The sequence below is a fragment of the Nitrosococcus oceani ATCC 19707 genome (genome assembly GCF_000012805.1).
In the GTDB taxonomy this organism is placed as follows: domain Bacteria; phylum Pseudomonadota; class Gammaproteobacteria; order Nitrosococcales; family Nitrosococcaceae; genus Nitrosococcus; species Nitrosococcus oceani.
Genome location: NC_007484.1, coordinates 1,553,155 through 1,578,965, shown reverse-complemented (window position 1 = coordinate 1,578,965; position 25,811 = coordinate 1,553,155). Strand labels below are relative to the sequence as shown.

Below are 25,811 nucleotides of genomic sequence, written 5' to 3'. Positions count from 1 at the left end.
TTCAAATTTCATATCTCTCTTGTCTTACGTATTCTGCATAACAATTAGCTTTTCAACCAGCTCATAAGCTTGGATATAGCATACTTTGAAGGATAATCATAACCCCTGCGCATCCGATTACGCTCAAAGCCAATCGTTTCTATCTCAACACCAGGGGCACACTTCGTTGCAGGCCCAAAAGCATCTTATACTTGTATATAATATTCAAGGGATTCCTCATTGTCGCGGGTATGCTATATCCTTTCTCTAATCTATTGCTATCGCCTATAGATTGCTGCTCAGCTATACAAAGAATCATTTAGATATTAGGAGAGATCAATAACAATGAACATATCACTTAAAAGAAAAATTCAATGGTTATCACCGCTCTTAATGTTGGGCCTTATGGGGCCCCATTCATCCTCTTATGCCGCTAATAAAGTGTACTGTTCTATGTATACTCAAACCGCTGTCGCCCAAAATGAGCAAAATATTGAAAATGACTGTGGCTATGATGTTATGCCTCGATGGAGTTCTGATCCTGCCCACCATACTGAATGGTGCCTGAATGCCACAGATAAAGCGGCTAAAAATGAAAATACCGCCCGCGTAGGCCAATTGGCCAAATGCCCTGGAATCCAGTTTCCTGCCGGCGCCGATAAAGGATGTCATATATATAGCATCGTGGCTATTGGGCAGAACAAAGCTAATCTCTCCGCTGAGTGTAGCTTATCAGGACCTACCTGGAGTGCTGGCTACACTCATCATTACAGGTGGTGTATTACAGCCTCGAAAGATCACATTAACGCCCAAATGACGGCACGGCAGCACGCATTGGATAAGTGCGCTCAGTGATCCCGCCTAAAAAAACATCGGGACTCCTCGGTACCAGGTGCTAAGCTGCTCCGAGGGGTTCCTGTGCTTGGCAATATGGCTGCACCGCCCGTTAAATCAATAATAGGATAGACCGAATCACGCCTTATTGGCGGGGTAAAATGGGCTGCCTTGCCATGACCATTATCTTAAGCTACACTAGCAAGGCATGAATAAACGGCGGTTTATGGGTTGGTTTTGCCTATTGATCTATCTTCTGGCCTGGGTAGGAAGCGCCCAGGCCATGCCCCTGCTGCTGGCAAGCGTGGGTCATGCCCATAAAATATTTTTGACCTACCACGGCGATAAGATCCAGATCGCGCTCCATCATCCAGGTTATATAGACGAACATGAACCCACTGCCAAGACCCCTTTGGCAGCCTACCAGCATGACTTCCTTGATAAGACGCTATTGGCTTTATCCAACCGGGCAGCCCATGACTATTCCGACCATATAATTCACCTGCCATTAGATCAGCAGACAACCATCACAGCCTCTAAAAAATCAGAAAATAATAAAACTAAACTATCCCCTACCTTCCCTTTTCTGGCAACTGCTCCCCCCTTTCCCGCTTTGGCGGAACTCATGCATCCGCTCTATTTAAGTCAGCCGCCACCGGATAATATCCTCTTAATACCCCTACATATCCGCACCACTGTCCTGCTGAACTAAGTCCCAAGAGGGTTGCATCCAGTCCTCAACCCTCTTGCAGGGAAACTTTCAATTTCCCTTCCCCTAATAATTATTATTTTGGCGACCTGCCGTGTCCTTCATGGGAAAGGATGGAAAACCGGATATGCTTTACAAATACTTTTCAATTCTGCTGTTAGCAAGCCTGCTCACATCAGTAGTGGGGTGCCGTGGTTATTCCCCTCCGGCCGAGAGTTCAAATTCTCTCTCATCAAAGCCGGCGCCGATAACCCACTCCCCACCACAAACCCCATTGATTCGCAAGTTTCAAGAAGCCTCCCTTTCCACGCCGGCCAAAAAGGACGAACCGAAAGGAAATCTTACACTGCGACAAGCGGCGGCTTTGGCCTTGCTCAAAAACCCAACTCTAGCTGCTTTCTCCCAGGAAATCCGGGTGCAAGAAGCAAGGGTGCTCCAAGCAGGCTTGTTACCTAACCCCCGGCTAAGTGTGCAAGGTTCAAACCTGGGCAATGCCGCACTCAAAGGCCCCGATGGCGCCTCGACCACGGTCCAGCTTAGTCAGCTTATTCTTCTGGGGGGAAAAATTGCGAAACGAATCAAGGCTGCTCAGCTGACCCAAGACTTGGCTGGCTGGGATTATGAAACCAAGCGGGTTAATGTGCTGACCCAAGTGGCTCAATCCTTCATTGCCGTATTAAGCGCACAGAGAAGGCTGGCCCTAGTACAACAGCTTGTAAGCCTCGCCCAGCAGGTTGCAACCACGGTTTCCAAGCGGGTCCAGGCCGGTAAAATCTCGCCCGTGGAAGAAACCAAGGCTCAGGTAGCGCTGTCTTCGGTTCACATTCAGCTTACCCGCGCCGAGCGGAATCTTACGACCGCCAGGAAACAACTCGCGGCCACCTGGGGAAGTACCACACCCCGCTTTCAGCAAGCGGCCGGCCAGATGGGCGATGTTGCCTCTCTCCCCTCCTTGGAACAATTGACCCAACTGATCAGCCAAAATCCTGATCTTGCCCGCTGGACCACCGAAATCGCCCAGCGCCAAGCTTTCATCAAGTTAGAAAAAAGCAAAGCCATCCCCGATATTACGGTGAACTTCGGCGGAACCGAATATGCTAATAACGGAGATTATGCCGTTATGGCCGGCATTTCCATCCCTTTGATGCTGTTTGATCGGAACCAGGGCAATATCCTGACAGCGGAGCATCAACTCACCAAAGCGGAGGAAGCGCGCCGGGCCGCCCAGGTGCGGGTAGCCACGGCCTTGAGTACTGCCTATCAGCGCTTGGCTGCTGCCCATGCCGAAGCCACGATTCTCAAAACCCAAATTCTGCCAGGGGCGCAAAGCGCCTTTGATGCGGTGAACAAAGGTTTTCGTCTGGGAAAATTCGCTTTTCTGAGCGTTTTGGACGCACAACGCACTCTTTTTGACTCCAAGTCCCAATATCTACGCGCCCTCACGGATTACCACCAGGCCGCCACCGAGGTCGAACGGCTCATTGGGGAACCACTTGAAACAGCCCGCGCTAAGGGGGAATGAAGGATGAAAAACAAAACCCTGCTCACCGTCCTGAGCATCATTGGGATGGGGCTCCTGCTGGGCTGGTTCATTTTGCAAATGAAAACCCCCAGCGTGAATGAGAAAAGCACCCCTTCCGCTAACCAACAAGCCCAAACTAAGACAAATTCTCCTGGAGAAAAATATATTGTCCTCACTCCCAAGGCCCAACAAAAGGCGGGCATTAAGGTCAGAGCGGCGGGACCCGCACAAATCAAAACAACCTTGGAACTCCCTGGCGAGATACAATTCAATGAAAACCGTGTAGCCCATGTGGTCCCTCGGGTAGAAGGCGTTATCACCGCAGCTTACAAGCACCTAGGCGCGCCTGTCGAGAAGGGAGAGCTCATAGCCGTTTTAGAAAGCCGGGAATTGGCGGATTTAAAAAGTCAGTACTATACCGCTATTAAGCAGCGGGAACTGGCCCAGATCACTTTTGCTCGGGAAGCGCGCTTATGGCGGGAGAGGGTCTCCGCCGAGCAAGACTACTTAGCAGCAAAAACAGCCTTGGCTGAAGCTGATATCACCGTCACCGCCGCCGCGCAACGCCTCCTTGCTTTAGGACTTACCCAGGAATCCTTGGACACTATTCCCAAAGAAGGCCAGTCAAACCTGAGCCGTTATCCTATCCGGGCTCCTTTTAATGGCCGAGTGGTGCGCAAACATGTGGTCCGTGGCGAGGCCGTCAAGGCGGACGCCGAACTTTTTATGATTGCCGACTTATCCACGGTTTGGGGAACTATTACTGTCTACACAGAGGATCTCAAGCAAATTCATTTGGGCCAGAAAGTCACGGTAAAATCCGAAGAACTAGGCTTGGAAGCGACCGGCACTATTTTTTATTTGGGGTACCTAATTGACGCCCAAACTCGTTCCACCCAGGCTCATGTGGATATTCCCAATTCTGAGGAACGCTGGCGTCCTGGTCTTTTCGTGACGGTGGAGGTAGCGGAAAAGAAAATCTCTGTTCCGGTAGCGGTCGCTGCCGAAGCCATCCAAACCTACCGAAGCCAGCCGGTGGTGTTCGTCCAACACCGAAATGGCTTTAAGGCCCGGCCCATCACCCTGGGACGCCGCAGTGGACAGTGGATAGAAGTGGTGACCGGTCTCTCTGCCGGGGAACGCTATGCCGCCGACAACAGCTTTGTGCTCAAATCCGAGCTCGGCGAAGCCATGGCCCCCCCGTAACCTCAATTCCTTCATCACTAGAAAAATCGTGTTTACCCGTATTCTAAAATTTTCTGTTCAGCAGCGTTGGCTAGTGTTATTAGCCACCTTCGGGGTAGCCGTGCTGGGGATTTATAATTACCAGCGCCTACCCATCGACGCTGTCCCCGATATCACCAATGTGCAAGTTCAGATCAACACCGAAGCGCCAGGCTATTCGCCCCTTGAGACGGAGCAGCGCATTACTTTTCCCCTTGAGATTACCCTGCAAGGGCTTCCCCAGCTAGAGGAGACCCGTTCCCTCTCCCGTTATGGGCTTTCCCAGGTGACCGTTATTTTTGAGGACGGCACCGATATCTATTTTGCCCGTCAGTTGGTGAATCAACGCATCCAGGAAGCTAAGGGCAACCTTCCGCCAGGCATCGAGCCTAAGATGGGTCCTATCGCCACGGGACTGGGCGAAATTTTTCTCTGGACGGTGGAAGCGGAACCTGGCGCCCGCAAGCCAGATGGCGCCCCTTATACTTTCACCAGCTTGAGAACTATCCAGGATTGGGTGATCAAACCCCAATTGATCACCGTCCCAGGGGTAACCGAGATCAACAGCCTGGGAGGGTATATTAAGCAGTATCACGTCACCCCCTACCCGAAAAAACTTATCGCCTATGGTCTCTCCTTCCGGGATTTACTCACCGCCCTGGCCCGCAATAATGCCAATGTAGGCGCAGGCTATATTGAGCACCATGGCGAGCAGTATCTGATTCGGGCTCCAGGGCAAGTACAAAACTTAGAGGAAATAAGCCATATCATCGTGGGCGCCCATCAGGGCGTTCCGGTATACGTCAAGGATGTGGCCGATGTGCTGCTCGGAAAAGAATTGCGTACCGGCGCAGCCACCCGGGAAGGGGAAGAAACCGTGCTAGGGACCGCCTTCCTGCTCATGGGGGAAAATAGCCGGACGGTGGCCCGTGCGGTCGCGGAGCGGTTGGCGGAAATTAACCGCACCCTGCCCGAGGGCGTGGAGGCAAAAAGCGCTTATGATCGCACCATTCTGGTAGATAAAACCATTGCCACGGTGAGAAATAACTTGCTGGAGGGGGCAGCGCTAGTGATTGCCGTGCTCTTCCTCTTTTTGGGAAATTTCCGCGCTGCTCTAATCACCGCCATGGTGATCCCCCTGTCCATGCTGTTCACCATCACCGGCATGGTCACCGAAAAGGTCAGCGCCAATCTCATGAGCCTGGGGGCGCTGGATTTTGGCATTATTGTGGACGGGGCCGTGGTCATCGTCGAGAATAGCATCCGGCATTTGGCGGAGGCACAACAGCGCCGAGGACATACCCTATCGCTATCAGAACGGTTGGAGGTGGTATTCCATTCCTCCGAGGAAGCCCGCCGGGCGATTCTCTATGGACAAACCATTATCATGGCCGTATATCTCCCCCTCTTTACCCTAACCGGGGTGGAGGGGAAGATGTTCCATCCTATGGCCTTCACGGTTGTGGCCGCCCTGTTCGGGGCCATGATCCTCTCGGTCACCTTTGTCCCTGCGGCGGTAGCCATTTTCGTCAATGGGCCTATCGCCGAAAAAGAAAATCCCGCCCTGGCGCTAGCTAAAAAAGCTTATCGGCCAGCACTGCATTTTACCCTCAACAACAAAATAGTAGTCATCACCCTCGCGGCGATAATAGTGGTGCTCAGTGGGCTACTGACAACCCGCATGGGCGCTGAATTTGTGCCTACCCTAGATGAAGGGGACATGGCGGTACAAGCCATTCGGGCTACCGGAACCAGCCTCTCCCAGTCGGTGGAGATGCAACGCGCGCTGGAGGAAAAGATCATGGCATTTCCCGAGGTAAAAACCGTCGTTGCCCGGATTGGAACCGCGGAAATTGCCAATGATCCCATGCCTCCCAATGTCGCCGATACCCTGATCATGCTCAAACCGAGGGCGGAATGGCCGAACCCGGAGCGCCCAAAAACCGACTTACTCCAGGCGATGGAAGCCAGCATCACTCAACTTCCCGGTAACAAATACGAGTTTACTCAGCCCATCGAGCTGCGTTTCAATGAGCTTATTTCCGGCGTGCGGGCGGATATTGCAGTCAAAGTTTTCGGCGATGATATGGCTACCTTGCTTAACACGGGTGAGCGCATTGCAGCAGTGCTGAAAACCGTCCCTGGAGCGGCGGATGTCCGGGTGGAACCGATAACGGGTTTGCCCGTGGTTACCGTGCGGATGAAACGGGAAAAGATGGCCCGCTATGGGTTCAATGTGGCTGACGTCCAAGCAGTCATTACCGTCGCGCTGGGAGGAAAAACCGCTGCCGGGGGGGATAGTACGGGGATGATCTATGAAGGGGATCGCCATTTTCCCCTGGTGGTTCGCCTTCCCGAGGACTTGCGTAGTAATCTTAAGACCTTAAAGCGTCTCCCGCTCCCCCTTCCCTCCAGGGGATCGGCATCACAGCAATTCCCCTTGCAGGGCGCGGCAGGGGTACCTCTTCGCCCCAGCTATATTCCCCTCAGTACCGTGGCGACTTTGGAAATCACTCCCGGACCCAATCAAATTAGCCGGGAGAATGGCAAACGCCGGCTGGCTGTCACCACTAATGTTCGCGGCCGCGACCTAGGCTCCTTTGTGGCGGAAGCTCGGAGCAAAATCCAGGCGCAAGTTAAGATCCCCCCAGGCTACTGGAGCACCTGGGGCGGCCAGTTTGAACAAATGATCGCCGCCGCTAAGCGCCTCGAGATTGTCGTCCCCATCACCCTCCTCCTTATTTTTATCCTCCTCTATAGGACCTTTGGCACCCTTAAGGATGGCCTGCTAGTCTTTACCGGCGTCCCCTTCGCCTTGACCGGCGGGATAGTATTTCTTTGGCTGCGGGATATTCCCCTTTCCATCTCTGCAGGCGTAGGCTTTATCGCCCTTTCCGGCGTGGCGGTGCTCAATGGCTTGGTCATGATCGCCTTTATTAAAAAACTGCGCGAGGAGGGTTTACCCCTGGAGGAGGCCGTTCGGCAAGGGGCCCTGACCCGCCTGCGCCCGGTGCTAATGACAGCCTTGGTGGCCGCCCTGGGCTTTATCCCCATGGCCCTGGCCACTAGCACTGGAGCAGAAGTGCAACGCCCCCTGGCTACCGTGGTCATTGGGGGCATCCTTTCTTCTACGCTTCTCACCCTGCTGGTTCTGCCTGCCCTCTATGAATGGGTTCACACAAACCGATCTAGCCGATAGAGCACTACTAGCAATAGTAATGTTCCACCCAGCAGCCATACAGAACCGAATAGCCATAGAGACAAAGGGATAGCCAAATAATAGCCCCGCATCCCTAACGTATAGTGGTTAGCGCCCCGCTGCAGTATTTCCGTGACTGTTTTAGCGCTCACGCCGGCTTCCTGGCACGCAGGGACATTAATCATAAAGCCCGTATGATTGTAGTAGCGAATCGCCAGGGTAAAATTAAAAAAAGCAAAAAAGAAATCCCCGCTCAATATCACCAGCTTCAATAGCCACGCTAACTCGCTATCGTAGCCCAAGTAATTCAGCAGCTTGGACAGCTGGGGTTGTTGCTCCGTGGTAAAAGCCACATTCAGCAGACCAAGGCCCAGCAAAATTGCAGTGGAGGCAAGAAGCGTCGCTGCCATGGTCCAGTTACGTAAGGTTTGGACGGCTAGAATATCCCGTCCTTCTTGTATGATCCTCTTGACCCATAGCTTACGGATGCGCCGGGACAGGCCCACCGCCGTGGATAACGGCCGCCTGCGTATTCGCCAGAACAAATAAAAATGATAGCCACCTAACAGCGTAAAGGCCAGCAGCGTTATCCCATACTCCCAATGCAGCATATCAAAAATTAAAATCTATCCGGCGAATCAAAACCACCCCCGGTGTTTGAAGAAGATGAGCAGTAAAACGGCCACTGCAATCATCACCAACCATATCAAGGGATAACCGTAATACCAGTGAAGCTCTGGCATTGCCCAGGGGCTATTAGAATCATTACCGAAATTCATGCCGTAAACACCCGCGATAAAGGTCAGAGGGATGAAAATAGTGGCGATAATGGTCAATATCCGCATAATTTCATTGGTATGATGACTGACACTGGAAAGATAAACATCCAACATGCTACTGCTCATCTCCCGATAGGTTTCTAGTAACTCCATGATCTGAGTACTGTGATCATAGCAGTCCCGCAAATAGATTTTGGTCCCTTCGGCAATAAGATTGTAATCCTCTCGCAGTAGTCCATGGATGACTTCCCGCTGGGGCCAAAATATCCGGCGCAGCAATAAGAGTTCCCGTTTAATCTGGTGAATCCAGGCCAAGGTATCCTGCGTTGGGCAGCGCAAAAGCTCCATCTCAAGATCTTCAAGCTGCTCACCAAAGCGCTCTAATACCGGAAACCCTTCATCAACAACCAAATCAATCAAAATGTAAAATAGATAATCTATGGAGCGGGATTGGAAACGTTTACCGTTTTTTCGCAGCCTTTTTCTAACCGGCTCAAAGGGATCGCTATAACCGTTGCAGAAACTTACGATATAGTGTTCGCCTAAAAACAAGCTGATTTGCCTTGTCTTTATGGTTGAGTCATTAATGACAGCCAGACTTAAAATGACAAACAGCTGCTCATCGTAGCTTTCCACCTTGGGACGTTGCCCTGTATTGAGGACATCCTCCATCGCCAAAGGATGAAGATTAAACAGTTCCCTAAGCTGGCGCAGAATGGCAACTTCGGCATGGCCTTGAACATGAATCCAAGTATTGCCGGGAGCCTGGAGATAGGGTTGGCACTCACTGACATTGACCAATTCCCGTTCCCTGAATTCAGTGGCTGTATAGTCAATAAGACGGATTAAAAGGGGTACTCCCGCACCCTGCCTTACAATCGCTGATCCGTTGAGCCCAATTAAGCACCTCCCGCAACCGGCCACCTAGAAGTTGATGTCCTTCCCGGTAGGTCACCCAACGAAACTCATGGTGTTCAGGCCGGCCAAGTTCGAGGCTAACAGGGAGATGCACTTCGCTTCTGGATGCCAGGGCGAGATAATAAATGGCTACTTTACCACGGCCGTAGGGCGGAGTTTCACGGCATTGGTACCCCCAACGAAACTGGAGTTGGGTAAGGCCCGTCTCCTCTTCCACTTCCCGGCAAGCGGCCATTACCGGATCTTCGCCTGGCTGTACCAATCCCTTGGGAAAATCCCAGTAATGGTAGGCTCGTAATAATAAGTACTGGCAGTAATTAACTGTTTTTCTAATCACGACAACACCCGCGGAACGTTGTTTGATTTTCATTGCTTTTTCCTCGAAGGTCTTGGAGAATCAAGCCAAGATAAGATCCCTTCCTCACCAACCTTGCAAATACGCCAGCGGCATTCATATGGAACGCTTCATTCTTGATACCAGCGTGTTCACTAATCCAGATACCTTCAACCAATTTGCCCGCGATGCGGTGGAAGCAACACGGATATTTCTACAACTCGCTAGACGAGCAGACGCGGAGTTTTTTATCCCAGGTTCCGTCTATGAAGAGTTCCGACTCATGAAAGACCTTGCTTCCCTTGGCGGCGACTTTGAAAGCGTAGTCAAGATCCGCTCCCCAAGACGATACAGCCTGACTATTCCAAGCGAGTTTCTCTATGAGCTTATCCATGAGGTCCGCCACCGCATTGACCGGGGCCTGCGCATTGCTGAGGAGCATGCCCGCATGGCCGCCCAACCGGGTACCGTTGCCGATCAAGGGGCCTTAATTACCCGCCTGCGGGAACGCTATCGAGAAACCTTGCGCAGAGGCATTGTCGACAGCAGGGAAGATATCGACGTTTTGCTGCTTGCCTATGAGCTGGATGGGGTGCTGCTCTCAGCAGACGAGGGGCTGCGTAAATGGGCGGATAAAGTTGGGGTTAAGATCATCCTCCCCCAACATCTACGGCGAGTGTTAGAAAACCTAACCTCCTGTAGTCGGCCCCAAAAATAAGCCACTCAAGGGGAAAAATATATCAGTCATAAACCATCTCTCCTGAAAGCAACTCACCGAGTAACCCCGTAGTACGCTGAAAAACCTTATCAAATTCAAATATATAAAACTCTCCTTCTCGTACCAGACGATGCTTGACGATTTGGATGTGACCATCGCCCCTTGCCAAATGGGCTAAAAGCTGCCTTGCATTAGCACGGTCATGCAGGCGACAACGAAAACGATGATAGACCCGATGCTCGCGCTGGCATTGCTTGATGGCCTTGAGCAGGCCATCTATAAAAGCGCTTCCTAGCTGGGCCTTGAGTTCATGGGTACTGCTGATGCCCTCTTCATCCAGAAAAATGACTGACCGCAGAATGCGGCCTATGAAGTATTCAGGCGGGAAATCTGGCAGGTAACGCGCCATGGCCTGAATATCGCTCAGACTAGCATCGCTGGTCACGTACTTTGACCGCTTGCCCCTGGGAACATCCTCCTTAAAAACCAACCCCTCGCAACCCTCCGTATCCAGGGTCATCATCAACTGTTTGATAGCGAGAATATCTTCAGCTTTAAAGAGGCCGAAATTACGCACCGAGGGGAGGGAATAATGCTCCATCAGCTGATGCTTTTCTGCTTGGGATAAATAGTCGAACTCGCCCTTACGCTGGCAATCAAAGATGAAAAGCTGAATATCTTCCTTAATAAAAGGGGGAGAGCCGATGAGATAAGGGTTTTCAGGACCCGCTATCTCTCCGCAGAGAATAAAGTCTGGGTGGTCAGAAAATATCCGTTCATCTATCAGATCCGGAAGCCTATCTACCGTAAATGGACACAGAAACCCACCTCGCGTTACTCCTAGCAAACGTTCTCCCAGCAGAAAAATACGTACGTTATAGCCATCGACTTTCTCTTCCGCCCAAAAAGGTTTAGTAAATTGTTCCTTAAGTCCTTTATCAAGGCGTATCATCCGACCAATCTGAGGATACCCCGGAATCAGCGTCCCCTCCTCAAAAATAACCGTCCCTCTCCTGAAGGGTTGGCTATCATCAATAAGTCGATAATAAATCAGATTACCAAAGCACTCACGGCGTAACCGGCCTTTAGCGTGGGCCTGATTAAAGAAATTTTGCAGGACTCCAGCTAGTTTTTGCATGGCTGAAAAACCCACACAAACAACGACGTCTCAGGTCCCCATCCCATCTCCGCTTTCTCTATTCAGAATTCTGTTATTATTTTTAATTTTAGTCTAAAAACGGAAGCTTTTCCCATGCTAAACATAACCCTTCGAGCCTTTCTAACCAGCCTCTTTTTATTGCTACTTACCGGCTGTCAAGCTGCCTATTACAAAACCATGGAGGAATTTGGGTATCACAAAAGGGATATTTTGGCAGATCGGGTCGAAGAAGTACGGGATACCCAAATTGAAGCGAAGGAACAATTTCAGTCCGCGCTAGAGCAATTTTCTTCCGTTGTGAACTACGATGGGGGCGACCTAGAAGATCTTTATGAAGAGCTCAATGGCGAGTATCAAGCCAGCCAGAAAAAGGCGGAAGCCGTGCATGACCGTATCGCCTCTGTTGAAAACGTTGCTGGAGCTTTGTTCCAAGAATGGGAAGAAGAACTGGACCAGTACGATAACCCCTCACTACGACGCAGCAGCCAACAGCAACTTACCCAAACCCGTACCCGCTATGACAAGCTGATCCGGGCCATGAAACGCGCCGAAGCAAAAATAGAGCCGGTACTCACCACCTTCCATGATCAGGTGCTGTTCCTGAAGCATAATCTTAATGCCCGCGCCATTGCGTCCTTACAAGGGGAGCTCAGCACTATAGAGACGGATGTCAACCGGCTAGTTCAAGAAATGGAAGCTGCAATCGATGAGGCCAATGAATTTATTAAAACCTTAGAGAGCTGACAGAGTCTAGCATGGGTTTTATATAGATAACGCTGATAAATATTAAAGGAGGGACGTCCCTGAGTAAGGACTCTAAAAAAAGGGAACTACCTCCTTCTCCTCCAATGCCTCAAACACTTTCATAAAGAAACCTAAGGGGCCGAGATCCTGGACACAACGTACCCCCCTGCATTGGAAACAGGCTATCTGCACCCCAAAAGGCCATCCTACTTGTTGTTACCAGAAGGATGGCCCCGCGAAAACGTTCGAGCTGATCTTACATGTGAGATTGAAGATAGTTTTGCTCGCCTACCTGCTTAATAAGCTCTAACTGAGTTTCTAACCAATCGATATGTTCTTCCTCACTGTCCAGAATTCCTTCAAACAACTCCCGGGAAACATAGTCGCTTTGCTTCTCGCAATGGGCAATCGCTTCTCTTAGCACGGGTAAATTATCCTGTTCCAGCTTGAGATCACACTCCAGCATTTCCTTGGGAGTTTCACCAATTAAAAGCTTACCCATATCCTGAAGGTTGGGCAGTCCTTCCAGGAATAAAATTCGTTCAATAAGCTGATCCGCATGCTTCATCTCGTCAATGGAGGCATCGTACTCATATTTATTCAGCTTTTCAAAGCCCCAATTCTTATACATACGGGCATGGAGGAAATACTGGTTGATAGCCGTCAATTCATTGGTCAGCGCTTTATTAAGGTAGCTGATTATCTTTTTATCGCCCTTCATGGTGCACACTCCTTGCTGTTATTGTATGATGGTTTAAAAATACTTTAGCGAAGCACTAAAGAATTGTCAATTTTTCTATTTATTACAACAAGTTAAATACAAAAAAGAATAGTTATTATTTCCCGTGTTGTTTGCAGGAGCCTAAGGTCTATGTCTTCCTCTACCCCCTTTTCAAACGCTGTGTTGCAGCACCGCCGCTGGACTTTCCTGGGTACGGGTTTCCGGCCCTTTTTCTGGCTTGGAACCTTGATGAGCAGCGTCTGGATGCTCTTATGGCTATTGCTATTAAGCGGGCAATTGAGCCTCAATTCGCACCTCCCCCTGCCTTACTGGCACGCCCACGAGATGCTGTTCGGCTTTGTTGCCGCCATCATTGCGGGATTTCTTTTGACCGCAGCCCAGAATTGGACTGGGCGTATTACGGCGGCCGGCCCTTCCCTGCTTCTTCTCGTTCTATTATGGATGGCTGGACGAGCCGTCATGCTAGGGGGAGATATCCTACCTGTTTTCCTTGTCATTACGGTTGATATGGCCTTTATTCCCTGCCTATTATTTTTCGTTGCCCGGCCTATCGTGGCTGCGCGCCATACCCGCAGTATCGCCCTGGTAGTGATATTAGGGGTTCTAGCAAGTTGCAATCTGCTGGTTCACCTGGGCGGGGCAGGTTATCTTCCCACGGCAACAGCACCGGCCCTGCATGCCACGGTCAATGTCATTACTCTCTTAATGGTGATCCTTGGCGGCCGGGTAATTCCTTCCTTCACCCGCAATACCCTCCAAATCCCTATCCACCAATCTGTCTGGCTCGAGCGCCTGGCTATTGGCTCCGTCGCCGTGCTTTTGATGTTAGAAGCCATCAGTGGGATAAACGCCCTCACCGGCGCCATCGCCCTTGCGGCGGGAATATTTAACCTAATCCGTCTGCTTGGCTGGGGCGGGTATAAAACTTTATCCCAACCGCTTCTATGGGTGCTGCATCTAGGATATGTATGGATTTGCGCCGGGCTTATCACCAAGGGCTTGGACGCCTACCTAGCGGGAGACTACCATAGCATTGCAATCCACCTGTTGACGGTGGGAGCCATGGGTACGCTCATCCTGGGCATGATCTCGCGGGTTTCCCTTGGCCATACGGGACGACGCATGGTATTGCCTGAAAGAATGATGTTAGCTTATGGATTGATTACGCTAGGTGTTATTGTCCGAGTCGCTGGCCCGCTGCTGCTGCCCACTCACATAGTAGCTGTTTGGCTGCTTTCGGGTGGACTCTGGATAGGGGCTTTTGGGGTTTTCCTATTTCACTATACCTCTATCTTATGGCGGCCCAGGGTAGACGGACGACCAGGCTAAAAAAAGATTAACCCGCACCGTAAATTTCTATTGGCGCAAGCTAAGGAGAGCGACTATATCTATAAATGTAAATGAATACCTGACTTTCTTAGGATATGAATGAAGGAGCGATTATCATGAATGCTCAATTCAATGACATTATTGAAGACATCATTGTAACGGTAGACGGCTCTGAAAATGCCAAGCGGGCAGCACGCTTTGCTGCCCGCTTGGCTAAAACGACGAAAAACAAAATGACTTTGCTCTACGTATTTCCAACGAGAGCCACGAGCGATTTTGATTTTTTGAGCATCACCCATCCAGAGGAGGAAGATAACGAACAGCTCAAAAAAGAAACAGCCCGTAAGGTTTTTGACGAAGCCCGGCGGATTATTGGTGACCAGGACCAAGAAATTAAAGAAGAGATCCTCACAGGCGACCCAGCAACGGAAATTATCCATTACCTTGAGAAACGCCCTAACACAATAACAGTAATAGGGCGGCGCGGTCTCTCACGCTTTGAAGCCCTGTTACTAGGCAGCGTGAGCGAAAAAGTCGTACGCCACGCTAGCGGGCCAGTGACGATCATTCACTGATGGCAATGCCTTAACTTGCAATCGAGATAGATCAAGCACCTGCCGCCTTCTTCGTGCTGTCGTCTCCCCTACATGAGGGCCATTACTCTTGCCCCGAGCGTTATGGATAAGCGGCCCATGGGTACGGCTGCTGCATATACGATACCTTGCCTCACCGCGACCGTTGTCGTCCCGGCAAGAAGCGAATACCCCAACGTTTTAACAGCGGAAGCGGCTCTTTTGCAGGGGGGAGCTTGGGCCAGGCTTTAAGTACCGCCTGTATGAGAGTGGCAAGCGGAATCGCAAAGAAGAGCCCCCAGAATCCCCACACCCCACCAAAAACCACAATGGCCACAATCACCGCCACGGGGTGCAAGTCCACCACTTCGGCGAATAATAAAGGAGCCAACACATTGCCGTCCAAGAACTGGATGATCACACAAACACCGAATGCTTCAGCAAGTTCAGCACTCAACCCCCATTGGAAGTAAGCCACAAAAGCTACCAGCAAAGTGATCGCCATCGCCCCAATATAGGGAATAATCACCGACAATCCCATGAGCACACTCAGCAGCATAGAAAACTGCAAACCCAAAAGATAAAAGGTAATAAAACTTACTGCCCAGACAATTAGGATCTCGATACATTTACCACGAATATAGTTGGCAATCTGAAAATCCACCTCACGCCAGACTTGAACGATTAATTTTCGCTCCTGGGGAAGATAAGATTTACACCATCCAACCAGGCGATTTTTGTCCTTGAGGAAGAAAAATACCAGTAGCGGCACCAGCACAAGGTACATCCCCAGCATAATGAGGCTCGTCACTGACGCCAGGGACCAGGAAAGCATCTCTTGCCCCAATTGGGCCACCTCAACATGGAGGGCACTCACCAGATTATTGACCTGGTCCTGGGAGAACAGATTTGGATAATACTCAGGCAGGCTTAGCAGAAGCTGCTGCCCCTGGGCAATCATTTTAGGCAAAAGCTGGAAAAACTGGGTAACCTGTTGCGAAAGCAAGGGTATCAATCCAAAGATGTCCCCAAAAAGAGCAACCATGAACACCACAAACACCAAAATTACGGCTATCCAGCGAGGGCAACCTCGGCGCTCCAGATATCCCACGATTCCCTCGAGCAGATAGGCGATCACCAGGCTTGCAAGCACCGGCGCCAATACGTGGCCCATAAAGACAACAGTGGCAAAACCAACAGCCAGTAAAATAGCCAGGCCAGTTACCTGAGGATCGGCAAAATAGCGCTGAAACCAATCGCGAATAAGAGGCATATTAGAAAATGGGGGTTACACAACTGCCGTTAACGGTGCAACGGCTGGGTCATAAGTAGAAGGTGAGCATGGCGGCAAGATGCCCACCACTGGGAACACCAACCATTATGCCTCTAGCTCTCGTGGGGCAGACCGAGCGAGTACCCTGTAAAACATAAAATTTTATCTGGCAATTTCCCATAGGTTAAGTGCCTATTTTTACATGCCGGGACGTTTTTAGAACAGCTAAAAGCAGCGCCGCTAAGCACGATTAGCGGCGGGAAGAAGGAATTTTTCCTGGAAATTTTCTATGGAAATAAATCCCCAAGGCAATAATCCCGGTAGCAATTAATAGCATTATCCATATATAAGCTTTCAAATAAGCCAGCACGATGAGGCACAACACCTGGAACAAGGCCACTATGGAAAACCGCCAATCCACATATACCCCTACCAGAAACGTCGTCTGCGCCACTAACAGGAGAATCATTAGGCTCACACCTTCATTACTGAGCCGGCCAAAATTGAAAAGCATGTACACTAACTCTACGGAAACCAAAAGCGCTGCCCAGTGGAAAAGCTGGGTTCGCAGTAGCGTTCGCCATCTGATCTCCTTTCCACGGTCCCTTTCCCACTCTATATAAAGGGTGGTGGCCGCAATAATCGGTATCATGGCTAGCCAATAGGTGCGGCCCACAATGACAGAAGCCTGAGTAATTCCAACGCCTATCACCGAAAGGATGATCAAGCCATAAAATACCATCTCATCCAAGGTAAGCCTCTTCCGGGGATAGGCCCTTGCCGCCATTTCCATGCCCGCGTTTTCTTCTTCCCTGACCTCGTGCTCTTCTAGCTCCTCTACTGCCGGGGTTTCTACTTGCCTTGCCCCGGTTCCAGAATCCGTCTCTTGTTTTGACTTCATCGCTTCTTCTCTGCTCTCGGAAGATAAACTCAAACTGCTTCTATTAAATTTAAGCCTACTGACACTCTCCGCCCGATGGGGCAGAGGTTCTTGGGTCGCCCCAGGAACTTTCCTGCTTCAACGTGCCTTCCCTAGACAGCGGCGCTGGCCGCTGCCCCCGTTCCGGTCGCTCCACAGGCTAACCCCGCCCGTCCGGCGGTGTAAGATGGATTTAACAATGATGCCCATGGTTCTGCAAGGCGCTTATATCACCGCCCGCATTGGGCAATGCTTTACGCGCTATTTGGTAAAATTACCCTTGAGTAACTAGTTAATTTAAGTGTTTGGCCCCACCTGCGTGGCCAGATGTCCTAATATGGCATCTCCCCAATACCTACAAATAACCTGTAACAAATCGGTCATGGTAACAACACCACTTGCTTGCTTTTTTATAGACTATGCCAACCTCATTGAAGTTCTCCAAGGATGCTGAAAGCCTCCTAGCGAAGTCGCGAAGTGAAGCGACGCGCCGAGGACGAGAACCGCTGAGAAAAGCGAATTTCTCGGACGGATAAAATTTTGAAAAATTCTAATTTTTAGGCACTGGGGGGAGAATCAACTCCATGCCTGGAACGATGATGTTAGGGTCCTTGATCTTGCCCCGATTGGCTTTATAGATAAGCAGCCATTGCTGGGGATCGCCGTAGGTTCGTGCAGCGATCAGGGATAAGCTATCGCCTGGCTGGACAATCGCTGTTTTTGCCGCCGGGGGCACTTTGGCCTGTTCCAATTCTTCCTGGGTGGGAGGCTTAGAGGCCATTTTGGGCCTTTCCGGTTCTTCCTTGCTTTCCTCCAGCAACGGTATCGCCGCCACTTCAGGCTGCTGAGAGGCAGACGCCGGCTCCCTGCCAGGAGGCGTTTTTACCTTCGGAGTCTGAGTGTCTAACAGAGGCTCGGCAGGTTGAGGCGCCTGTTTTTCTGCTTCTGTCACGACCAGGACTTCTTCTCCCTCCCTATCGAACTGAACCCATACCCAACGGCCTACCCCGACGCCAAGCAGCAGAAGAACAAGCGCTGCTAGCCAGACTCCCCGGGGCTTAAACCGCTCAAGTGCCGCCACAGTTGGTTTAGTCACTAGGGGCGGGGCTTTTTCTTCCCTTTGCCTCAAAAATAGTTTTTCCAGTTCCACTAACACAAATACAGAAGAAGTAACGAGTATAATCCAACCCCAATCCCTGAGCCCTAAAGCCACGGTGGTAAAAAGCTGCTGCATCGGTGCGCTATAGGTAAACAGCAATTGGAAAACCGTCACGATGGTAATAGCTATCAAAACGTAGCGGTTACCCAGTAGACCCTCTCGGGATAAGGCTGAACGAGTTATATAGCGGGTACTGAAAAGGTAGAATATCTCAAACATTACCATGGTATTCACGGCAATAGTCCGAGCATATTCAATAGATGCGCCTTGTTCCCGGTACCAAAGAAAGAGCCCAAAAGTACCGGCTACCAAAATAGCCGAGACGAAAACAATACGCCAAATTAAAAACCCGGATAGTACCGGTTCCCCCGGATCACGGGGAGGACGGCGCATGACATTCCCTTCTGGAGGCTCAAAAGCCAGCGCCAAGGCCAGGGTAACCGCCGTGATCATGTTAATCCATAGAATCTGCACCGGGGTAATGGGGAGCATATAGCCAAGCAAAATGGCAACCAACAAGGTCATCGCTTCGCCCCCATTGGTGGGCAAAATAAAAAGTATGGATTTCTTTAGATTGTCATAAACGGTACGTCCTTCCTTTACCGCTTGGGCAATGGAAGCAAAATCATCGTCGGTAAGCACGGCTTCGGCGGCCTCTTTAGCCACCTCCGTGCCCTTCTGTCCCATGGCAATACCCACATCGGCCCGTTTCAAGGCGGGTGCATCGTTGACTCCATCACCCGTCATAGCCACGACTCGTCCTTGAGCCTGCAAAGCCTTGACCAAACGGAGCTTATGTTCTGGGCTAGCCCGCGCGAAGATATCCACATCCAAAACCAGCTTACGCAGGGTCTCATCATCCATGATTTCCAGATCGGCACCGGCCAATGCTTGTCTGCCCTGTTTGAGACCTAATTGCTGACCAATGGTCTGGGCGGTCAAAAGATGATCTCCGGTAATCATCTTGACCTGGATTCCTGCTTCCTGGCATGCCTTGACCGCAGCAATCGCCTCCACCCGGGGGGGATCGATAATTCCAAATAACCCTAGCAGGGTTAACTCTCCCCGCACATCCACAAAACGCAGATCGCAGCGGCTAATATCGCTAATTCGGAAAGCGACAGCCAATACCCGCTCACCCCTGCCTGCCATCTCCAGAATACGTCCATGCCAATAAGCTATATCCAAGGGTCGATCCTCACCTTGGCTGCGCTGGCAATAGCACATTTCCAAAACCTGTTCAGGCGCCCCTTTAAGATAAATAAAGCCGTGCCCCGCCTGATCCTGGTGCAAAGTTGCCATGAAACGAAGTGCCGACTCAAAGGGAATAACATCGACTCGTCGCCATTCTTCCCGTTCCAATTCCGGAATCAAATTCGCCTTCATGGCCAAGCTCACCAAAGCGGCTTCAGTGGGATCTCCTTGGCAAATCCACTGCTCTTCCCACTTGTGAAGATTTGCATCATTACACAGCAGACCCGCACGGCAGAGATTTCCCAACTCAGGATAGTCATCCACTGAGATCAGTTGGCCTTGCCGGCTAAATCCCCCATGGGGGTGATATCCCACTCCGCTGACCTCGAATAAGGTATCGGCGGTGGCTACCGTGCGCACCGTCATCTCGTTCCGGGTCAAGGTGCCAGTTTTATCAGAACAAATCACATTAACGGAGCCCAGCGTTTCCACTGCCGGAAGGTGACGAATAATGGCATTGCGGCGCGCCATGCGTTGGACTCCAATCGCCAAGGTAATGGTCATAATGGCAGGCAGTCCCTCTGGAATGGCCGCCACGGCAAGACCCACGGCCGCGAGAAACATGTCCTGGGGAGAATAGCCTTGGACCCCTACCCCAAAGGCAAACACAATCGCTGCCAGCCCCAAGATGGCGGCGGTCAGCCAGCGACCAAACACAGCTATCTGCCGCAGCAAAGGCGTTATCAGAGTTTGCACCTGCCCTAGCATGGCGCTGATGCGCCCAATCTCGGTGCGATCCCCCGTGGCTATCACCACCCCTTCCCCTGTACCGTAGGTAACCAAGGTTCCGGAATAGGCCATGCAGGTTCGGTCCCCTACGGATGCATTTTCAGTAACGGGTTCAAGCGCCTTCTCCGCAGGCATGGATTCCCCCGTTAGGGGGGCTTCCTCAATTTGTAAATTCTTGACCCGAATAAGGCGAAGATCCGCGGGCACCTTATCACCAGACTGGAGGATTACCACATCACCAGGAACCAAGCATTCGGCGGGGATCACTCTATGCTGGCCATCGCGCAGCACGTTCGCTTGGGGTGAGAGGAGATGACGGATAGCTTCCAAGGCTCGTTCCGCCTTGCCTTCTTGAATAAAGCCAACCAAGGCATTGAGCACCACGACCGCCAAAATAACCCCGGTGTCCACCCAGTGAGCCAGTAAGGCAGTCACCACTGCGGCGGCGAGCAACACATAAATAAGCACATTATGAAATTGGGTTAAAAACCGTTCCACGGCCCCTCTTCGCCTAGGCGGTGTGAGTCGGTTAGGCCCATACTCCTTTAGACGTTGCTCCGCCTCCTGCTGGGTCAACCCCAGCCGTTCAACGCCCATCCGCTGCAATACGGCCTCTGCAGTATGGGCATGCCAACTATTCTCCCTAACCGGCTCCATGTCGACCTCATATCTCTACTGTTCTATCAATAATGATACGATACCAAGATCTATAATGCCGCCCTTATCCAAGAGCTTTGATTGAGAAGCTCTTGGTCTGATCATTAATTGGTAGAATGAAGAGCTCAAAATAACCTTTTCAAGGTCAGCCCAGATATTAAACTTATGACGATACCCGTCGATCATCCGCAGCGCCTACTGCTGAACCATGAATTACACGCCCGGCTGCCAGAATCGCTAGCACCCCCAGAGCAGATATCTCATCTTGTGCTTTCCTCCGATGCGGAAATGGTTCAGCAAGAGCGGGAGAAGTTAACGGAAATTTGCATCCGGTTTGGCCATCCTATTCCGACCTCAAAAGATAATCATCTTCGCATTGATCTGGGTCCATTCCGCCTCCAATGGGAAAAACATACTGAATTCACTAGCTATACTTTTTTTCGGCGCGGCCCATTCCAGGAACCATTCGCCAACACCGTCATAGAAAGCATCCCCCAGGACTGGCTCGCGGAACTACCTGGCCAGGTGCTCGTTGCTGCTCATTTGGCCATCTACCCTCTACCGGAAAAACCGCGCAACCCGGATGAGCTTGCTGCCGCCCTGTTTGAAGGCAATGCCGTTACAGGCGCCCGTATTGGCGAAGGGGCAGGAATCGCTTACGCCGATTTTCGCCTCCATAAAGACGGATTTAGCCGCTTTATCATTAAGGATATCAGTCTCACCCCACGCCAGGCCGGGCGGGCGGTACAGCGCCTCCTGGAGATCGAGTCCTATCTCATACAGGCATTGCGGACCTACCCACTGGCGCGCAGAACCATGCCCATGCTAGGACACGCCGAGCAGGAATTAGCCCAAATTACCGAGGCCATCGCCTCGGCTACCACCGAAGAGGAATCGGAGCTGCTCGATCAGCTCACCAAATTAGCGGCCTCTACCGAAAGCCTGGCTTCTTCGATCCAATATCGAATCACCGCAGCCCAGGCTTACTACGAATTGGTGCAGCGGCGCATTAACGAACTGCGTGAGCTGCGGGTTGAAGGCATGCAAACCTTTCGCGAGTTTTGTGAACGGCGCATGGGACCAGCCATGCATACTTGCGAGACTGTACTCCGGCTACAGGAAAATCTGTCCCGACGCATTGGCCGTGCAAGCGAATTACTACGCACCAGGGTAAATATTTCCCTTGAGCACCAAAATCAACAAGTGCTCTCTTCCATGGCAGAACGGGCCAAGCTTCAGCTCCACTTGCAGGAAACAGTGGAAGGGCTCTCCGTCGCCGCCATCACCTATTACGTGGTTGGCCTGGTCGGTTATCTCGCCAGGGCGGCAGAAGCAGCAGGCTTACCCATCAATCCAGATTTAACCATCGGCATATCAATCCCAGTCGTCGCGTTATCGGTAGCCCTGAGTGTACGGAAAATCCGGCGTATGGTATCAAGAAACCACGACGTTGACTGATTTACAGCCGAATTAAAGCAAATTTTCTAGAAACACTTATCATTATATATCTATCGTTTTGTGACCCCTATCACATCAAGCTTATAAAAAATGATCCGATAGACTTCCTGTGCGCGGTATTACTCAAACAGGAAAAATATCATGAAAAAACCATCTATCTTTAAAGCCCTCAAGTACAGCTTCTTAACGTCAGCCTTTCTATTAACAAACGTATCCAGCGCTTTAGCAATAGATGTTATTATTCCTTGGACTACCTCTGGCGCTGTTGGAACACCCGATAAACCCACAATGGTAAAATATAACTATGCCGGTCCAGAGGTGGAAATGGCCGACGATGCAACAGGACAGGTAAGGCTTTTTTATCAAGTCCATGACGCTGATAGCCTTGTTAGCATATTAGCCCTTGATGGTTGGAAAATGACCGCCCGTTATCTTGATAATGGACCAGACGCGAGGATAACGATTCGTCTTCGAGAGATGGATCTCGATACTGGCGAGTTTACAAACATTTTCAAAATAGATAGTGATGACTACGCAGCGGACGAGCTATACCAAACCCAAAATAAAGATTTTGAGCTAGGTTGTTTTTCTAGTTACTCCTTTGATTTTAGTAACCATGCCTACTATGTGGTAGTAAAGCTGGAGAAAACTGGATTAGCAGGACAAGCGGGTATTGCGGGGATGAAGATTGAACCTACAAATTGCCTCCTTTAATATATAATATATAACCTACGTAGAGTGGGAAAGCGATAGCGCACCCCGCTCTCTACAACTAAGGCGTCCACCCGCTTCTCCAAGCTTCTTCAACGAATATCGACTTCAGCTGCCAAAGAAAGAACATTAAAAATTCTGCGCCCCTCTATTTCTAAAACAACTTCAAGCCGAGGGGGCCTGAAATCTGCCCCCTCTTTCCAAAGACCTCAAAGCAATCAGGCAAATAGCTTTCTTCCGCGGCCTACCACAAATATTCCTCCCCCTAGAAGCAGCAAAGCCAGAGAAGAAGGCGCTGGTACGTCGACGGGCGGATCGGTAATTATTCGCAGCTGATCTACTGCGGGTTTGGCTCTCCAGTCAAACCACAAGGTTCGATAATCGGCGCTAATATCCCAGCCCCCGAGATTAATAAGCTCGTGTTTATCCAATTTTCTTCTACTTTTAGAGAAGAGGGTGCCCGGCTGGCTAAGAAAATCACTCCATCTTAAAAAACGGTTAGAATAGATCAAACCGATAATATCGGTATCAAAGGTAATCCATCCCTTCGCTTTGGACCACTTGCCTCTCTTGTTTTTACCAACAGGATCAAAGTGTAACAAATGGCTCTTGATAGGTGTGCCAGCAGCAATTGCATTGTTCAAGTCACCATCAAATTCAAACTCTCTATTGACAGAGAGATCCTCAGTCAATACGAATTCTTGCTCGTTAAAGGCAAATACGTTCACATTGCTTTCATAGTGATGATTCCGTAAATCAGCAGGCTGGATGCCCAATACGGCATCTCCGCCGGTATCAATAATTAATGCCTGGACATTGCCCATGCTGCCCAGTAATAATAAGAATATTCTTGATAATTTTTCCATGAGATCTGCCATAAATTTTATAAAACATTGCATTAACCATTACTTAGCAAATCTCTTACCAATTTATATTCCTAATATATAAAACAAATAGTTAACTGATATACTCCACCGCCAAGCTAAACCAAATTGTAATAAGCTTGATACTTTTGCCTGTTTATTTATCCTCTAATAATCTCTCTGCTGAAAAACATATTTAATAATCATTCACTTACAAACTTTCCAGAAAGAATCTCCAGTTGTCACCTTAGGCTTTTTAGAGAAACTGAAGTGGCTAGACGATTGCGGACACACGAACTCAAGCCATCTTAAAGACAAAATGAGGAAAGTGTGTTGTGATGAATACCGAGAAGAAAGCATCGGTATACTCTGGAATTTAAAGCACGCGCGGTGAAGCTGGCAGTAGAGCGTGAGCAGTCGTTTAGCAAAAGCGCCGAAGGGTGAGGGGTGAACAAGCACACCTTGCCTACCTGGATAGGCAAGCATCATCGTGCTCAAGCGCCTGAGAAAAGAGAATGCCCGCTTGAAGGAGGAGCGGAATATTCTAAAGGTGGCCGCCGCCTACTTTGCCAAGGAAAGCAAAGGAAGTACGCCTTTATCCAGCGCCACCAAGGAACATTGACGGTCACTCGCATGTGCAAAGTGATGGAGATTTTCCCCCGTGCCTACTATGACGGGTTAAAACGGCCTGAGAGCGCCCACAGCCTCGAAGACAGGCGGTTAGGCGAAAAAGTGAGACGATTCACGAGAACAGCCGTAAGACCTAGGGCGCCCGGCATATCCGCCAGGGGTTAGTGGAAAAGGGCGAACCCATCAGCCGGACGCGCGTGGCTCGCCTGAGGAAGCAGCGGGGGCTCAAGAGCAAGAGCCAATGCCCCTTCAAAGCCACCACGAACGCCTACCATGGCCGCCCTGCTACCCCGAATCGGTTGGGACAGGAATTTCGGGTGGATCATCCCGATACTGTGTATGTCGGTGACATCATCTATATCCCCACAGAGGAGAGCTGGCTCTACCTCGCAGTTTTCATTGATCTCTACTCTAGAGCGGTGGTGGGCGGGGCGATGTCCAAGCGCATGACCACCCAGCTGGTCAATGACGCTTTGCTAATGGCCATCTGGAAGCGTCAGCCCCCTCAAGGGCTGCTGGCCCATAGCGACCAAGGCAGTCAATACGCCTCCGATCGCTACCAGAAAACCCTCAAGAACCATGGCTTCATGTGTAGTATGGGCCGTCAGGGCTGTTGCTGGGATAACGCCCCGTCAGAAAGTTTCTTTCATACCTTGAAAACCGAGTTAGCCCATCACCGACGCTATCAGACACGCGAAAAAGCTCAAACCGCCAGAGGCGCCACTCAACTCTCGGTTATCAAACCCCATTAGGCTATGAGAAAAGTAACCGAAAAGCGGCCTAATCATGGGTCCGGAAAACCCTTGCCACATCAGATACCTATCACGGAGAAATAAAAAATTGGTCTATAAAAGAGCTTAGGTCTGGACGCCACTGCGTTTTCATGCTTCATTGCCACTTGGTCTTCATCATCAAGTACCGGGTAAGCGTACTAGACGCCGCAATGCTCACCTACATGGAAGGTAGCGCCATGTCTGTTCGTTGTCTGAAGTTGATATGAAGGAGTTCAATGGGGAGCAGGATCACGTTCATCTGCTGATTAATTACCCACCGAAAGTCCAACTCTCTAAGTTGGTCAATTCACTTAAGGGGGTTTCTAGCAGACGAATCAGGCAGAAGTTTTCATCTTCCAGGGTTCATGAATCGGCCAAATCAGGCAGCCTTTGGTCGCCCTCCTATTTTGCCGGAAGCGTTGATGGTGCTCCATAGGAGGTGCTCTGAGGCAATATACCGAACAACAGAGCAGGCCCCTAGGACTTTTAGGCGCGTAAAATGGCATTTTCGTACAGAGGGATCACCATGGCAGGATTTGCCGCCGGAATACAGACAGATGAGATTTGTAATCTACTCATCTATGATATCGTTTTTTTGTGTTTTCCTACTTTTATAAAAGGAA

General features: G+C 50.4%; 22 protein-coding genes and 1 pseudogene. 14 read left to right on the top strand and 9 right to left on the bottom strand.

Translation table 11 applies throughout. The features are described 5' to 3' along the window. The first annotated feature begins 432 nt into the window (after positions 1-432). From NOC_RS07690 to NOC_RS07670, 5 genes are all read left to right on the top strand, one after another. On the top strand, positions 433-834 hold the full coding sequence (locus NOC_RS07690) for a hypothetical protein (protein WP_002811497.1): 402 nt from the start codon (positions 433-435) through the stop codon (positions 832-834). Between the two features lie 187 nt (positions 835-1,021). Next, positions 1,022-1,525, top strand: coding sequence for a hypothetical protein (locus NOC_RS07685; RefSeq protein WP_002811664.1), 504 nt, complete (start codon positions 1,022-1,024; stop codon positions 1,523-1,525). A gap of 124 nt (positions 1,526-1,649) precedes the next feature. Continuing rightward, the gene (locus NOC_RS07680; RefSeq protein ID WP_231561767.1) at positions 1,650-3,044 is read left to right on the top strand and encodes a TolC family protein; all 1,395 of its coding nucleotides are present in this window, start codon (positions 1,650-1,652) and stop codon (positions 3,042-3,044) included. 3 nt (positions 3,045-3,047) lie between these two features. Then, positions 3,048-4,250 carry an efflux RND transporter periplasmic adaptor subunit gene (locus NOC_RS07675; protein ID WP_002809321.1) on the top strand — a complete coding sequence of 401 codons (1,203 nt, stop codon included), beginning with the start codon at positions 3,048-3,050 and terminating at the stop codon, positions 4,248-4,250. Positions 4,251-4,278: 28 nt separating this feature from the next. Next, on the top strand, positions 4,279-7,467 hold the full coding sequence (locus tag NOC_RS07670) for an efflux RND transporter permease subunit (protein WP_002808779.1): 3,189 nt from the start codon (positions 4,279-4,281) through the stop codon (positions 7,465-7,467). On the opposite strand, the gene NOC_RS07665 is transcribed toward NOC_RS07670, so the two are convergent. The 3 genes from NOC_RS07665 to NOC_RS07655 are packed head-to-tail and all read right to left on the bottom strand — an operon-like array spanning position 7,443 to position 9,534. Next, a complete protein-coding gene (locus tag NOC_RS07665) occupies positions 7,443-8,078 on the bottom strand; it encodes a DUF599 domain-containing protein (RefSeq protein WP_002809242.1) in 636 nt (211 codons plus the stop codon). The two genes, NOC_RS07670 and NOC_RS07665, sit on opposite strands and share 25 nt — an antisense overlap. A 27-nt stretch (positions 8,079-8,105) precedes the next feature. Next, complete coding sequence (gene corA, locus NOC_RS07660; protein ID WP_002808621.1) at positions 8,106-9,047, bottom strand: magnesium/cobalt transporter CorA; 942 nt, start codon at positions 9,045-9,047, stop codon at positions 8,106-8,108. A gap of 31 nt (positions 9,048-9,078) precedes the next feature. Then, complete coding sequence (locus tag NOC_RS07655) at positions 9,079-9,534, bottom strand: bis(5'-nucleosyl)-tetraphosphatase (RefSeq protein ID WP_002810323.1); 456 nt, start codon at positions 9,532-9,534, stop codon at positions 9,079-9,081. A gap of 85 nt (positions 9,535-9,619) precedes the next feature. Between NOC_RS07655 and NOC_RS07650 the strand changes: the two genes are divergently transcribed. Next, complete coding sequence (locus NOC_RS07650) at positions 9,620-10,216, top strand: RNA ligase partner protein (protein WP_002809561.1); 597 nt, start codon at positions 9,620-9,622, stop codon at positions 10,214-10,216. Between the two features lie 22 nt (positions 10,217-10,238). Here NOC_RS07650 and NOC_RS07645 read toward each other — a convergent pair whose 3' ends face one another. Beyond that, on the bottom strand, positions 10,239-11,354 hold the full coding sequence (locus NOC_RS07645; RefSeq protein ID WP_011330648.1) for an RNA ligase: 1,116 nt from the start codon (positions 11,352-11,354) through the stop codon (positions 10,239-10,241). A 114-nt stretch (positions 11,355-11,468) separates the two neighbouring features. On the opposite strand from NOC_RS07645, the gene NOC_RS07640 reads away from it, so the two are divergent. Beyond that, a complete protein-coding gene (locus NOC_RS07640) occupies positions 11,469-12,119 on the top strand; it encodes a DUF2959 domain-containing protein (RefSeq protein ID WP_002810835.1) in 651 nt (216 codons plus the stop codon). A 256-nt stretch (positions 12,120-12,375) separates the two neighbouring features. Here NOC_RS07640 and bfr read toward each other — a convergent pair whose 3' ends face one another. Continuing rightward, positions 12,376-12,840, bottom strand: a complete 465-nt coding sequence (gene bfr, locus NOC_RS07635; RefSeq protein WP_002810658.1) for a bacterioferritin — start codon at positions 12,838-12,840, stop codon at positions 12,376-12,378. A gap of 150 nt (positions 12,841-12,990) precedes the next feature. Between bfr and NOC_RS07630 the strand changes: the two genes are divergently transcribed. Then, positions 12,991-14,190, top strand: a complete 1,200-nt coding sequence (locus NOC_RS07630) for an NnrS family protein (RefSeq protein ID WP_002811507.1) — start codon at positions 12,991-12,993, stop codon at positions 14,188-14,190. 116 nt (positions 14,191-14,306) lie between these two features. Next, complete coding sequence (locus NOC_RS07625; protein WP_011330647.1) at positions 14,307-14,765, top strand: universal stress protein; 459 nt, start codon at positions 14,307-14,309, stop codon at positions 14,763-14,765. Between the two features lie 151 nt (positions 14,766-14,916). Here the strand turns inward: NOC_RS07625 and NOC_RS07620 are convergent, their stop codons facing one another. From NOC_RS07620 to NOC_RS07610, 3 genes are all read right to left on the bottom strand, one after another. Next, a complete protein-coding gene (locus tag NOC_RS07620) occupies positions 14,917-16,035 on the bottom strand; it encodes an AI-2E family transporter (RefSeq protein WP_002810607.1) in 1,119 nt (372 codons plus the stop codon). 250 nt (positions 16,036-16,285) lie between these two features. Next, on the bottom strand, positions 16,286-16,936 hold the full coding sequence (locus NOC_RS07615) for a hypothetical protein (protein ID WP_011330646.1): 651 nt from the start codon (positions 16,934-16,936) through the stop codon (positions 16,286-16,288). A 568-nt stretch (positions 16,937-17,504) separates the two neighbouring features. Then, positions 17,505-20,753 carry an HAD-IC family P-type ATPase gene (locus NOC_RS07610; protein ID WP_002808879.1) on the bottom strand — a complete coding sequence of 1,083 codons (3,249 nt, stop codon included), beginning with the start codon at positions 20,751-20,753 and terminating at the stop codon, positions 17,505-17,507. Between the two features lie 165 nt (positions 20,754-20,918). On the opposite strand from NOC_RS07610, the gene NOC_RS07605 reads away from it, so the two are divergent. After that, positions 20,919-22,211, top strand: a complete 1,293-nt coding sequence (locus NOC_RS07605; protein WP_002811276.1) for a DUF3422 family protein — start codon at positions 20,919-20,921, stop codon at positions 22,209-22,211. A 141-nt stretch (positions 22,212-22,352) separates the two neighbouring features. Beyond that, positions 22,353-22,925 (top strand): hypothetical protein, encoded by a 573-nt coding sequence (locus NOC_RS07600; protein ID WP_011330645.1) that lies wholly within the window; start codon positions 22,353-22,355, stop codon positions 22,923-22,925. A 215-nt stretch (positions 22,926-23,140) separates the two neighbouring features. Here NOC_RS07600 and NOC_RS07595 read toward each other — a convergent pair whose 3' ends face one another. Continuing rightward, positions 23,141-23,788 (bottom strand): PEP-CTERM sorting domain-containing protein, encoded by a 648-nt coding sequence (locus tag NOC_RS07595; protein ID WP_231561704.1) that lies wholly within the window; start codon positions 23,786-23,788, stop codon positions 23,141-23,143. A gap of 487 nt (positions 23,789-24,275) precedes the next feature. Here NOC_RS07595 and NOC_RS18360 point away from each other — a divergent pair, with 487 nt between their 5' ends. From NOC_RS18360 to tnpA, 3 genes and pseudogenes are all read left to right on the top strand, one after another. Then, entirely contained in the window at positions 24,276-24,407 is a 132-nt protein-coding gene (locus NOC_RS18360; protein WP_002811496.1) for a hypothetical protein, read from the top strand. A gap of 157 nt (positions 24,408-24,564) precedes the next feature. Beyond that, on the top strand, positions 24,565-25,167 hold the full coding sequence (locus NOC_RS07585; RefSeq protein ID WP_081430961.1) for an IS3 family transposase: 603 nt from the start codon (positions 24,565-24,567) through the stop codon (positions 25,165-25,167). Between the two features lie 131 nt (positions 25,168-25,298). Further along, positions 25,299-25,686 (top strand): annotated as a pseudogene (gene tnpA / locus NOC_RS16820) (IS200/IS605 family transposase). The last annotated feature ends 125 nt before the right edge of the window (positions 25,687-25,811 follow it).